This is a genomic window from Methylobacterium sp. (assembly GCF_019745455.1).
Classification (GTDB): domain Bacteria; phylum Pseudomonadota; class Alphaproteobacteria; order Rhizobiales; family Beijerinckiaceae; genus Methylobacterium.
The window spans coordinates 63,696-75,834 of record NZ_JAIETD010000068.1 but is presented as its reverse complement, the minus strand read 5'-3'; the positions used below and the strand labels follow the sequence as shown (position 1 = coordinate 75,834).

The window sequence follows — 12,139 nt, the reverse complement described above, 5'->3', positions numbered from 1 at the left end:
ATTCCACCTCAGGCCGCCTGACCGATGGCCGCTCCAACTCCACCCCGAATTTCCACCTCATTGACGGACACGACCCCTCCAGACCGATCCGCTTGCGTTCGGCGTCCTGCTCCCGCAAGCGCTGCCCCAAACTCTTGGACATGATCCAACTGATTCCGCGGTCGTTCCAGGCCTCGTTCGCGAGGATTACTGCGCCAGATATTCTGCTCGAATACATTAGCCTGCAAGGGCCGCGGGATATCTCCAATGGGGTGACCCGAGCTTGTACTTGAGGTCACGCGGAGGCATCGCCCCTGTTGCCCATTCAGCCGAATGGGTACCCTCCCGAGAGCGAGGGCTTTGTTTCGTGCGACACGAAAAGGGAGCGAGCTGCTGAGTCGAGCATGCGCGCTGCAGCCGAGCGATCGGTCCAAAGCCAAGCCGCTGATGGTGGCCATGGATACCTGTAACACTCGTTTCGGCCGCGGCAGTGTGGTGCCGGCTCGGGCCGGACTCATGGTCAAGCGAACATGGTCGGCGAAATTCGAGATGCTCACGCGGCGCCGCATGACGCAGATCACTAAACCGCCGACAGAGCGAGCCTGACAGGCATGAGGCTGAACCGTGCTGGCCAAACTGTTGCGGACCGGCAGCCCTAAATCATGGCGAGCGCGAGATTTCGCATCTGCTTATCTGCGCCAGACGGGAATACGCCCCGCCTCGCTAGCGCGCAGCGGCACTCGATCGGATCCAGGCTCATAAATATGCAGGTGCACTTCAAGGCCCGGACGATCCGATAGGGTATCTTGCCATTGATCACTTTCGTCAGAGTAGGAATACCGACCTGGCTCTGATGCTTCGTCAGAAACCGTGACGGCAAGATCAACATCACTGCCCTGCCGATTTGTGCCCGCCCAATGGCTACCGAACAGGCGGACAGCTTGAAGGCGAGGAATGGCGGCTGCCAAAATGGGCGATCAACCGGAATTGGTCATCCGTCAGGCCCACCTACAGCCCCATAGTGCTCTATGCAGAACATCGCGCGACGCCGCACGGCATAACAGACCGCAAACATGACGCGCTGGATGGAGACCTGGCCGCTCTAATACCCTCCTGACCTAGGGCGCAGCTACCTGGTGGTGGTTTACCCATGAGGCGCCCCGCTTGGCGGTCTCGCCAGTGAGGAGGTGGTCACCAATCTTGCGTATCTAGGCTTGGCATCATCGTCACGCCTTCCCGGGTCTAGCCAGTTGGATTGCAGAGCGCACCGCGGCAGGCTTCAAATCGGGCTCGCCATCGTGCCTACGGCGAACGGGCCGACCGACACGGCAGCGTGAACATCAATCGCAAAACGGCAACATCAGATCGCGAGGTCGGAGCAAAAGTCACGGGATGATGCGAACAGAAACTCGATCTCAGATGAGGTCCCATCCCGTTTCAATCCGGCCGACGAGGTGCACCTGCGCCTCGTAGCTCTCCGACACGAAGGTGGCCACCTCAGCGCGTGAGGTCCCCTGCTGTAGCATCCCCACCCAGTGCTGGAGGCCCGCCGCGTCGACAGGCCGACCGAGCGCGTTTCCGTACAGTCCCGCCACGAACCGAGCATCGTCGATGCCAGCGAATTTCGCCTGCGCTTCGGGAGAGGCAAGGAATTGCTGCGCCAGAGCAGCCACGGGCGTGCCCGCCTCGATCGCACTCGTCGCAGCCACAAGGCCTGCGGCGTCTGGGGCACGCCCGAGGACGCCGTGATACAGGCGCGCTGCCGAAGCCGCACTCGCGTCGGGGACGAAGACGCCTGCGCTGAAGGTTGCCTTGAGATTGGCAAGGTGCTCCGGTGATAGCGCGAAGCTGACTGCCACGTCCGAACGCTCCACTCCCTGTGCGAGGGCCGCTGTCCAACTCGCGAGACCGGCCGGCTCGGAATGGCGATGCAGCGTCGAGGAGTAAAGCTGCTCAACGAAGGCCGCGTTGTCGAGCGCGCCAGCCCTGGCCTGTCCCTCGGGCGAACCGAGAAATTGCCGCGCGACGTCCTTGACCGAGAGTCCGTGATCGACGGCATTCGTCCAAGCTGCAAGGCCGAGTGGATCGGCAGGACGTCCGAGGATGCCATCGTAGAGGGCGTAGATCTTGCCGCCGACTCCCGTTGCATCATGCACGAAGCTGCCGAACCGCGACGCATTCGCGACCGCAGCGCTTGCAATCGTGATGTCGAGATTGGCGGATGTCAGGCCACCATGGCCGTCCCAGACCCGGAATGTGAAGACGTCATTGGCTTGCGCGGCGGTCGGTCCATGACCGGTTAGCGCATAGCTGTAACTACCATCGGCCTTCAGTGTCAGCGTTCCATATTGGCCGGCTACGCTCTGACCCGCAGGCGTACCGATCGGACCAAATGAGTTGACGACCAGTTTGTCTCCGTCAGGGTCGACGGCCCCCGCAAGGACGCCGCGACTCGCGTCAACCGTGAGGTTTGCTCCAAGGCCTTTCACCAGGATAGCCGATGACGCAGCGACCACCGGCAGTCGATCCAGGGTGATGTCGAGACTGGCCGTTGCTGTCAGGCCGTTCGCCGTCGTCGTGTAGGTGAAATGATCGACAAGGTGGCTGCCTGTCGATGCGCCGACGAGCGAGCCGGGCGTGTAGGAGAACGCACCGGTGGCGTTGAGCGTCAGAGTTCCGTAGCTTCCCAAGACGGCCTTGCCGACATTGCCGGCGGCGCTGTTGACAGCCGTGACTGAAAGCGCCGCCCCGTTGGGCACGCTGTCGTTTGCGAGCACGCCGGTACCGAGGCTGGACAAGGTCTGTCCGACAAGCGCCGCATAGCCATCGGATTTTGCGACCGGCGCGGGCAAGCCGAGGGTCTGCGTAGGCGTTCCGTAAAGTGCTTGAATGCCTGCGATGTCTGAAGCTTCGAGCTTGTTCAGCGACGAACTTAAATAGGCATTCATCAGCGCGGGCGCCTCGTTGTAGTGGTCGAGGCCGACTGCGTGCCCGATTTCGTGCAGGGCAACGATATAGAGGTTGACTCCGGAATTGCTGCGGATCTCGCTACCGACCGTGCGCCACCCCTCGCCGCTATCGAAGGTCACCTTGGCGGAGGTGAAACTCTGCCCAGAATATCGGTACGCCGCCTGTCCCAAGACGTTGTTTAAGCCATCGATGTAGCTGTTGCTGAACCCGATATTGGCGCTTGCCGTCGAGACCACCTGCTGGAAAGTAAGGTTTGCATAGGACGACCAGGTCGCGAAGGCTGCCTTGATCTGGCTCAGGAATGGGGATGGAACAGTGCCGTCGAGTGCCCACGAGATGGTTGCGCCGGTTCCAGCCGGCCCGCTTCCCCAGCGCGGACCTTCTAATGCGTATGCTGCCATCACCACTCCTCAGCGCTGGTCGAACGCTGTCATCGGTGTCGTTGAAAAAGAATAAACATTCACAGCGCGGCGCCCGAATCCAAGATTTGTCGCCCCGGTTCGCACGGACAGTTTAACGGTTCGCTTCTACGACCGAATGTAGGCAGTGTTAGGACCATCCTGTTACATAAGGAAGTGACACTCATGAATGTCGTCGCGGATCTATGCATCGTGCCTATGGGGGTCGGCCCGTCTGTTTCCTCTTACGTGAAGGAAATCAAGACGATCATTGATGCAAGCCACCTCAATGCAGAGATGCACGCCAACGGCACAAATATAGAAGGAGAGCTGAGCGATATTTGCCAGCTTATTGAGTTATGTGAAGCGAGGCTGAACGATTTAGGTATTCAGCGAGTATTTTTTACAATGGTATTTTCATCGCGGCGAGACAAAATCCAAACCATGGCGGATAAGCTTACCGCGGTGTCATAAACATCCGTTACCTTGATCAATGGAGCTATGTAGGAAACTGTTTTGTGTGGCTCCGTCAGTCCTTGAACGACCAGAGCGGCACGCTGCCGGTCGGCACGCCCGGTACTCCGCGGCGGTAGTGGGTCCGCTGGAACAGGATGCGGTCTGGCTCGACGCCCGACGGCTTCTCGCCGCTGAGCACGAGAGCACCGCAATAGTCCGAGCGGACGACGCCGAGGAAGGGGTGAACACCAAAGAGCTGCAGCGTCGTCCAGCCGTAGCCGGCCGCCTCTGTCGCATAGTGATCCAGGAACTCTCCTGCGGCGGCATGAACGGCCTGCCACTTCGGGCCGGAAGACCGGGACATGGCGATGTGCTCGGCTTCAAGGTCATGAAGCCCTGTCGCCAGGCTGCGATGTCGGGATGCTCGATTGAGAAGGCGAGTGAAGCTGACATGCGATCCGGCGGCTGAAGTCGGCCGGATCGGGTAGGGGATCCTGGTTAAGCGGTTATGACTTGGCCGACACAACAGGAGCCGCCGCTACCAAGGGCGCGATCGGGATAGGCCCAATCGATGGCAGCAACAGATCATGCCCCACGCTGTCGCGGCCGATTCATGACTCGCAGGCGTAGTGGACGGCCCGCAACAGCACCTCCAAGGCCATCTGTGATCGAAAGCGGAAAGCAGCGGGCGATGCCGCCGAGCGCGGCGGACAGAAACTCTTTCTGAGCGGCTTCATCACCCATCAGTTTCGAGTGAGTGATCCTCGGCTGTCCCTGAAGGCTGCCGTCTCGCTTGATGCTGAAAAGGACAGTCACTTCTGAACCTGCCGACGCTGCAGGCCCGCCGACAGAGCGGGCGCAGGAGCCGAGGAGCTGCCACATGCCATCAAGGGTCGATGCCGGCTCGGCTCTTGCGCCTGCGACGGTGAAGATCGTGAGCAGCACGATGATGACATGCCGCATGACGGCGGAGCCTACATCACTGTGTGGTAGTGCGAGCGGACGTTCGCTGTGTAACACAACTCTGTGAGACCCAAGCAAAATCAGAGCTAAGTGCTTTAAACCGTTGGCGCGCCCTACGGGAATCGAACCCGTGTTTTCGCCGTGAAAGGGCGACGTCCTGGACCGCTAGACGAAGGGCGCTTGGGTCGGGCGATGGTTCTATAGGGGGGTTCCTGTCGTGGCGCAACGCCCTGTCGTGCGCATCATGGCGAAGCGACATCTCGGGCCGGCAGGCGGCGCTCGGTGTCGGGTGGCTTGACGAACGATGCGTGGGCCGGTTTGTCGCGGGTTTGAAACGGACCATGCCCATGACGATGCAGAGCGACGACCCTCCGGCGCCTAAAGTGCCCTTCAAGAAGACCCGGCCTTCGAAAACGTCATCCGCGCGGCCATGGGTGGGCAAAGGGGTGTCTGGCAAGCCAACCTCGGGAAGGGCTTGGCACAAGAAGGGAGGCGGTGACAGGTTCCGGCCGAGCGGTCCTGGCGAGGACCTTATCGTCCTTTATGGCTGGCACCCGGTCTCACAGGCGCTGGCGAATGGGGGGCGCAAGCTTCACCGACTTCTTGTGACCGAGAATGCGCTGGCGCGGCTCACAAGCGAGATCGGCACCTTGCGCATCGTGCCGGAACTGGTCCGGCCGAGTGCCATCAACGCGCTGCTCGGGGTCGATGCCGTCCATCAGGGGCTCTATCTCGAGGCCGACCCCCTCCCCGGCTCTGACCTGGACGATTTGCCCGACGACGCGCTGCTCCTGGCCCTCGACCAGATCACCGACCCGCACAATGTTGGCGCGATCGTGCGCACGGCCGCCGCCTTCGGGGTCGCCGGCATCATCACCACGGCCCGGCATTCCCCGAACGCCACCGGCGTGCTGGCGAAATCGGCCTCCGGTGGGCTTGAGCACGTGCCGTTGGTTGTGGTGCGCAACCTCGCCGAATCGCTGATCGACCTCGGCAAGCGCGGTTTCACGAGGATCGGACTCGATTCCGAGGGCGAGACGACCCTTGATGTGGTTAGGCCCCGGCGGCCGGCGGTGATCGTGCTCGGAGCCGAGGGAAAGGGCTTGCGCCAGCGGACGCGCGAGTGCTGCGACGTCCTCGCCCGCATCCCCTTCAGCGGCGAGATCCGCAGCCTCAACGTCTCGAACGCGGCGGCGATCACCCTTTACGCTCTAAGCCCTCGCCAAGGAGCCTGACGGGTCACCGCCAGAACGGTTTGACTTCGAGGAGCTCCTCATGCGCATCGGCCGCCGCCCTCAGAAGTTTCGCGGCGCCGGCATCGCCGTCAGCCGCAGTCAGGCCTGCGCCGAACAGAGCTTCTCCGCCGGCCTGAGAACCGACAAGGTTCGAGACGACGCTGTGGGCGGTGGCGAGATCGTTGAGCGCGCCGAGATGGTCCTGCAGGTCGGACAGTGCGGAGACAAAGGCCTTGTGGCGCTTGTGCAGCTTCTTGTCAGCGAAGAGGGAGGCGAAGAACTCGGCGCCGTAGCGAAGCTTCTTTGCCTCGATGCGGACGCGATGGCGCGCCTCCGCATCGAGTCGGTCTAGGTGGCGTCCGCGCTTGCGAATGCGGCGTCGCGCCTTTTCCAGAATGGCAGCGGCGAAGTCCCTGGCCGACTCGCGGCTTGCTGTGCCTTCGCCGCGCCAAGGACCGGTCTCGATCCAAGCCGCGAGATCCAGGAGCAGGCTGCGCCAGGCGGGTGATTCGAGGATCGTCAGCACTGTTTCGTAGGCGCGCAGGCGCTCCGCCTCGAGGCTATCGCGGAGAGCTACGAGACTGGGCTCCTCCGGCCTGCGTTCGATCTCGGCGGGCAGGGTGACGCTCAAGAAGACATCCAGGTTGCGCGCTTGGCCGAACGGCTCGGAGACGCGCTTTATCTCGGCCCTAAGATGAGCGGCGGCCGGATCGTCGGCAAGCATCCCCTTGAACAGGGTGAATGCCGAGCGAAGGCGGCGCAGTGCGACCCGTATTTGATGGAGAGCCTCCGGATCGCGGCCGTGAAGGAAGACGTCCTCGTTGAGGCGCAGGTGGCGAAGGCACGCCTGCGCGATCGCCTTGAAGGCATTGCCTGCGTCGGCGCCATCATCGAGTTTCACCGCTCCGGCCTTGCTGGACCGGCGGAGGGTACCATCGAGCAGCGCCAAGCCACGCGCGCTCTTGGACAAGGCTCCGAGTCGCAACGGCGCCGTCTCACCTAAAGCCTGGGCAAGGCCGAACAGGTCGGCGGCTTCCCCCTCGACGAGTTCGAGTTCGAGTTCGCAAAGGGGTGCGTCTCCGCTCGTCGTCTCGACCCGGCCCTGGTCGAGGGTCGCCGAGATCTGCGAACTGCCGTAGCGGACCGGCCGCGTCGTACGCTCGACGACGGTCGTGAACAGCGCGGTGAGATCTGGCGACTTTGCCGTCTTCAGGATTGCGGCGGCGGGCGTAGCGGCGAGTGCGTCGCTGTCCGGCTCCGGACCCTCGACGGGGCTCTCCCATTCCGAGCGATCGAAGAGGCCGGCGCCGGCGGCGACGGCCTTGAGGGTCTGGCAATGCCGATCACCGTCCCGGCGTACGCGCAGAACCAGGCCTTGTCCGAGGAGGTCCCTCCCGGCCGTGTCGAAATAGGTGGCGCTCAGGACCGTCTTGCTCCCGGTCCCGTCTCCTTCGAGAAGCGGATGACTGGTCAGGTCGGCCATCTCGTGCAGGCTGGTTTCCAGCTTCAGCTCGATTTCGCGGGGGGCTGTCATGGCGTCTGCAGTCTCCTGATGCCGAGATGGGAGGTCACCCTCCGGCCACTAACGCACAACCCGGCCCAATTCGAACGGTGCCCGTGCGGCGACAGTATCGATGCCCGTTCCGGGCTCTGAGCGTCGAAGGCTAACATAGCTAGCCTCGCCTCGTCAGACCTCTGGGCGTGGACGGATGGAGGCGGGTCCCCTTGGACAAACCGGCTAAATCCCGTAGCTGCTGGCCGACAGTCGAGACCATGGGACGCGAGACGTGACGAGTGAGGATCGGCCGCGTGCCGACCGCCTGCTGGTGGAGAGAGGGCTTTTCGATAGCCGGGCGCGGGCGCAGGCGGCCATCGCCGCAGGGCTCGTACGCGCCGACGACCGGCCGGTGCTCCGGTCCTCCGATCGTCTCGACCCGCGTGTTCGCATCGAGGCGGCCCAGCCTCATCCGTATGTCTCCCGAGGCGGGGTCAAGCTCGCGGCGGCGCTGGATGCCTTCGGCTTTGATCCAGCCGGCCGCATCTGCCTTGATGTCGGCGCGTCCACCGGCGGGTTCACCGACGCCCTGCTGGAGCGCGGTGCCGCCCATGTCCATGCCGTCGATGTCGGACGGGATCAGCTTCATGCCTCTCTCCGCGGGCATGCTAGGGTGACGAGCCTGGAGGGCACCGATATTCGCAGCCTCGACCGCAGCATGATCCCGGTTGGGTGTTCCTTGGTGTCTGTCGACGTCAGCTTCATCGCCCTAAGGCTCATCCTTCCCACCATGGTGCCGCTGATGGAATCGGGAGCAGAACTCGTCGTTTTGATCAAACCGCAATTCGAGGCCGGGAGAGAGCGGGTCGGGCGCGGCGGCATCGTTCGCGATTCGGCGGTTCACGTGGAGGTTTGCGAAGCGGTCGAGGCGACGCTCCTCGGCCTCGGCTTCACCATCCTCGGCCTCATCGCCTCCCCCATCGAGGGCGGCGACGGCAACCGCGAGTTTCTCGTCGGTGCCCGCCTGGATGGAGTCCGATGACCGAGACTCTGGAGATCGCACGCCTCGGAGCCCGGGGCGACGGACTGGCGTCGGATGGCACCGCCGTCGCCTTCGCGCTGCCCAGCGAGACGGTGACCGTCAGGCGCGAGGGCAATCGCGGCCACCTCATCTCGGTCGAAAGGCCCTCGCCCGATCGGGCCGAGCCTTTCTGCCAGTACTTCGGGACCTGCGGCGGCTGCGCGGTGCAGCATCTTGCCCCCGAACCCTATGCCGCCTGGAAACGCGGCCTCGTCGAAACCGCTCTGTCGCAGGCCGGCATCGGCGTCGTTCCCAAAGCGATGATCGGTGCTCATGGCGAGGGGCGCCGCCGCATCACTCTGCATGTCCGCACGATCGAAGGCGCCGCAAGGGCCGGATTGATGGCAGCGCGCAGCCACGATCTCGTTGCGATCGACCATTGTCCGATCACGGTGCCGGCCCTTCACCGGGCGCCTGCGGTCGCGGTTGCGCTCAGCGCCCCTCTCGGCCACGGCCGAAAGCCTCTCGACGTCGCTGTGACGGAGACCGGGGGAGGCCTCGACGTGGACGTGCGCGGGCATGGACCCATCGGCGAGGGCGTCCGCGCTGCTCTCGTCCGCCTCGCTGGCGAACTCGACCTCGCTCGTCTCTCGCTCCACGGTGACGTCGTTGTCGAGCGCCGGGCACCGCGGCTGCCCGCAAGGGCCGAGGCCTGGGTGCCGCCGGCAGGCGGGTTCCTGCAGGCGACCGCGGCCGGGGAGGCCATCCTCGCCGATCTCGTCGCGGCAGCGATGGACAAGAAGACGAAGCGCGTGGCCGACCTGTTTGCGGGCAGCGGTCCATTCAGCCTTGCCATCGCGCGGTCCTGCGACGTCCATGCGGTCGAAGGCGAAGCTGTCGCCCTGGCGAGCCTCGACAGAGCCTACAGGGCCACACCGGGTCTACGCCGGATCTCGACCGAACGCCGCGATCTGTTCCGGCGTCCGCTTTTGCCCATTGAACTCGACGCCTATGATGCCGTCGTGTTCGATCCGCCTCGCGCCGGCGCGCAGGCACAGGCGTCTCGGCTCGCCGAATCGAAGGTTCCCCTCGTGGTCGGTGTCGCCTGTGATGCCGGCACGTTCTCCCGCGATGCCGCAACCCTGATCGCTGGCGGCTATGTCCTGGAGCGGGTGACTCCGGTCGATCAGTTCGCATGGTCGAGCCATGTCGAGCTCGTCGGAATCTTTCGCCGCGAGCGCACACGGCGCGGTCCCACGGGCCTGAGAACGGTCAGCAGAATCGGCCGTTGAACCAGACCCGCGAAGGCCGAAGAGCTGCCTCCATGAAAAAACCCGCCACGGCAGCCGTGGCGGGTCGGAAGCGCGTGATTGTGATCGTGGATCAGGCAGCGCGGCTGGCAACCGATGCGCCGTTGTCGTTCACGGCGACGAGCATTCCCGCGGAACCGATGCCGGATCCTGCTGCGACGGTTTCATTACGATCGAGGAAGATCGTGAGCGCGGGACCGACGGCGGCGGCAGCGAGACCGATGACGAACAGGGCGATCATGGAAAGTTCCTCAAACCCATTGCTATGGAGGGAATATCGCATCGCACCATCTGTTCTGGTATATCAAATTCCACATTGCGCACATGCAGGCCATGCATGCATTGCGACGCTGAGCCTCAGTTTGCGCAGTGCAGCTTCCTTCATCGCAGGGCTCGACCCGGAAATAATGCACGATGGTGCATGTCTCCGGTTTCTTCCGGATGGCTGGAGTGCCTTTCCGGCGCTCCTCGCCGCACGTTCAGACCGCACTGCATCATCCATGGACCGTCAAGTCCTTCAGGCCCTGCCTTCCAGTCGAGGCGCTATAACCAGTCACGGGAAGACGATATGGGCGATTAGCAAGAACCCAGAACGGCTTAAGACTACCGCAGGCCGTATCGGGCAGCTTGCATACACGCGGTCTCCCAGCGACGAGGAGGGGCGGGGGAAAACGACCCGACGCAGCGGTGGGAGCATCGAGTTAGGGCGTCCAAGCAGCCGGCCACAGCCCCGGATTCGAGTGACGGGGATGAGGTAACGCACGGGTCTCCACGTTTTTCCGAGCGTTGCCGCATTATCTTGCTTGATCCCGCGGCTGATATACCAAATACTGAATACCAGATCGGCGGGCAGATCCCGGTTCGGGATGCACGGCGACTGTGATCACAACGCATCGGCGGGCACATTGACGCCCACGCCAGACCGTCCGAGGGCCGGTGCATAACGAGAGGGGAAACGCCATGGCTTTGTCCACGCCCATACCAGCAACGGAAACAGCAGCGAGATCGAATTCGGGGCGCTGGCTGCAGCTGATCCTCGGCGTGGTCTGCATGGTCGCTGCGGCCAACATCCAATATTCCTGGACCCTCTTCGTCCCGGAAATCCAGAAGACCTTCGGCTGGGATCGCGCCGCGATCCAGGTCGCCTTCACGATCTTCGTCATCGTCCAGACCTGGCTGACACCAATCGAAGGCTACTTCATCGATAAGTACGGCCCGACCCGCGTCGTGATGTTCGGCGGTATCATGACCGGGCTCGCCTGGGTCATCAATTCCTACGCGACGTCGCTGTCCGGCTTCTATCTCGGCTCGGTCGCGGGCGGCATCGGCGTCGGCTGCGTGTACGCCACCTGCGTCAACAACGCGCTCAAGTGGTTCCCGGACAAGCGCGGCCTCGCCGTCGGCCTCACGGCAGGCGCCTATGGTGCGGGCTCGGCCCTCACCATCATCCCGATCGCCAACATGATCGCGGCTGGCAGCTACACTCAGGCCTTCTTCTACTTCGGCCTGATCCAGGGTGCGGTGATCTTCCTGGCCGCGCTCGGCCTGCGTGGTCCGGGCAAGGGCGAGGTGACCTTCTCGAGCAAGGTGCTTCAGTCCCGCCGCGACTACACCTTGAGCGAGGCGCTGCGCACCCCGGTCTTCTGGGTCATGCTCTTGATGTTCACCTGCACGGTCACCGGCGGCCTCATGGCGGTGGCGCAGCTTGGCGTGATCGCACAGGACCTCGGCGTGAAGGAGTTCAAGGTCAATCTGTACTTCTTCGCCATGGCGGCCCTGCCCTTCGCGCTGATGCTCGACCGCATCCTCAACGGTGTCTCGCGCCCCCTGTTCGGCTTCATCTCTGACCGGATCGGCCGCGAGAAGACGATGTTCATCGCCTTCACGATGGAAGGCATCGGCATCGTTGCGCTCGGCTACTTCGGCTCGAACCCTTGGGCCTTCATCATCCTGTCCGGCATCGTGTTCCTGGCCTGGGGCGAGGTCTACTCCCTCTTCAGCGCCACGGCGGCGGACACCTTCGGTTCGGCTCATATCGGCAAGATCTACGGCGTGCTCTACTGCGCCAAGGGTGTGGCCGCGCTGTTCGTGCCGCTCGGCAACCTGCTGATGCAGGCGACCGGCACCTGGGCGACGGTGCTCTACACCGTGGCGGCGATGGATCTCCTGGCGGCGTTCCTTGCGATCGCGGTGCTGAGGCCGATGCTCAAGCGCCACCATGCGGAGAACGGCTCGACCGCTCCCGCTGCCGCGCTGGCCCACGCCTGATCCGGCGAACTCGACCGGCCCGTCCCCGCGAGAGCGGGGGCGGG

13 protein-coding genes and 1 tRNA gene are annotated in these 12,139 nt (G+C 63.7%); 7 read left to right on the top strand and 7 right to left on the bottom strand.

Features of this window, described 5'->3' with window-relative positions:
• The coding region (locus K2Y56_RS15635; RefSeq protein WP_292509292.1) for a hypothetical protein at nucleotides 1-272 on the top strand (272 nt) is incomplete at its 5' end.
• Nucleotides 273-312: 40 nt separating this feature from the next.
• Nucleotides 313-585 (top strand): DUF4113 domain-containing protein, encoded by a 273-nt coding sequence (locus K2Y56_RS26500; protein WP_366848914.1) that lies wholly within the window; start codon nucleotides 313-315, stop codon nucleotides 583-585.
• Between the two features lie 83 nt (nucleotides 586-668).
• Here the strand turns inward: K2Y56_RS26500 and K2Y56_RS26495 are convergent, their stop codons facing one another.
• Entirely contained in the window at nucleotides 669-947 is a 279-nt protein-coding gene (locus K2Y56_RS26495) for a nucleotidyltransferase domain-containing protein (RefSeq protein ID WP_366848912.1), read from the bottom strand.
• 447 nt (nucleotides 948-1,394) lie between these two features.
• A complete protein-coding gene (locus tag K2Y56_RS15625) occupies nucleotides 1,395-3,350 on the bottom strand; it encodes a DUF4214 domain-containing protein (RefSeq protein WP_292509287.1) in 1,956 nt (651 codons plus the stop codon).
• A gap of 183 nt (nucleotides 3,351-3,533) precedes the next feature.
• On the opposite strand from K2Y56_RS15625, the gene K2Y56_RS15620 reads away from it, so the two are divergent.
• Entirely contained in the window at nucleotides 3,534-3,821 is a 288-nt protein-coding gene (locus tag K2Y56_RS15620; RefSeq protein ID WP_292509285.1) for an MTH1187 family thiamine-binding protein, read from the top strand.
• Nucleotides 3,822-3,876: 55 nt separating this feature from the next.
• On the opposite strand, the gene K2Y56_RS15615 is transcribed toward K2Y56_RS15620, so the two are convergent.
• From K2Y56_RS15615 to K2Y56_RS15605, 3 genes are all read right to left on the bottom strand, one after another.
• Nucleotides 3,877-4,167: a hypothetical protein gene (locus tag K2Y56_RS15615; RefSeq protein WP_292509283.1), complete on the bottom strand. Its 291-nt coding sequence runs from the start codon at nucleotides 4,165-4,167 to the stop codon at nucleotides 3,877-3,879.
• Nucleotides 4,168-4,388: 221 nt separating this feature from the next.
• On the bottom strand, nucleotides 4,389-4,766 hold the full coding sequence (locus tag K2Y56_RS15610) for a hypothetical protein (RefSeq protein WP_292509280.1): 378 nt from the start codon (nucleotides 4,764-4,766) through the stop codon (nucleotides 4,389-4,391).
• Nucleotides 4,767-4,870: 104 nt separating this feature from the next.
• Nucleotides 4,871-4,946 (bottom strand) — tRNA-Glu (locus K2Y56_RS15605).
• 266 nt (nucleotides 4,947-5,212) lie between these two features.
• Between K2Y56_RS15605 and rlmB the strand changes: the two genes are divergently transcribed.
• Nucleotides 5,213-6,001, top strand: coding sequence for a 23S rRNA (guanosine(2251)-2'-O)-methyltransferase RlmB (rlmB, locus tag K2Y56_RS15600; protein ID WP_292509277.1), 789 nt, complete (start codon nucleotides 5,213-5,215; stop codon nucleotides 5,999-6,001).
• A gap of 4 nt (nucleotides 6,002-6,005) precedes the next feature.
• Here rlmB and K2Y56_RS15595 read toward each other — a convergent pair whose 3' ends face one another.
• Nucleotides 6,006-7,535, bottom strand: a complete 1,530-nt coding sequence (locus K2Y56_RS15595; protein ID WP_292509274.1) for a CHAD domain-containing protein — start codon at nucleotides 7,533-7,535, stop codon at nucleotides 6,006-6,008.
• Between the two features lie 253 nt (nucleotides 7,536-7,788).
• On the opposite strand from K2Y56_RS15595, the gene K2Y56_RS15590 reads away from it, so the two are divergent.
• Both K2Y56_RS15590 and K2Y56_RS15585 read left to right on the top strand, forming a co-directional pair.
• Nucleotides 7,789-8,538, top strand: a complete 750-nt coding sequence (locus K2Y56_RS15590) for a TlyA family RNA methyltransferase (protein WP_292509272.1) — start codon at nucleotides 7,789-7,791, stop codon at nucleotides 8,536-8,538.
• A complete protein-coding gene (locus K2Y56_RS15585) occupies nucleotides 8,535-9,809 on the top strand; it encodes an RNA methyltransferase (protein ID WP_292509269.1) in 1,275 nt (424 codons plus the stop codon). Before K2Y56_RS15590 ends, K2Y56_RS15585 begins: the two co-directional genes overlap by 4 nt.
• Before the next feature lie 91 nt (nucleotides 9,810-9,900).
• Here K2Y56_RS15585 and K2Y56_RS15580 read toward each other — a convergent pair whose 3' ends face one another.
• The gene (locus K2Y56_RS15580) at nucleotides 9,901-10,068 is read right to left on the bottom strand and encodes a hypothetical protein (RefSeq protein ID WP_292509265.1); all 168 of its coding nucleotides are present in this window, start codon (nucleotides 10,066-10,068) and stop codon (nucleotides 9,901-9,903) included.
• A gap of 719 nt (nucleotides 10,069-10,787) precedes the next feature.
• Here K2Y56_RS15580 and oxlT point away from each other — a divergent pair.
• Nucleotides 10,788-12,095 carry an oxalate/formate MFS antiporter gene (gene oxlT, locus K2Y56_RS15575; protein ID WP_292509262.1) on the top strand — a complete coding sequence of 436 codons (1,308 nt, stop codon included), beginning with the start codon at nucleotides 10,788-10,790 and terminating at the stop codon, nucleotides 12,093-12,095.
• The last annotated feature ends 44 nt before the right edge of the window (nucleotides 12,096-12,139 follow it).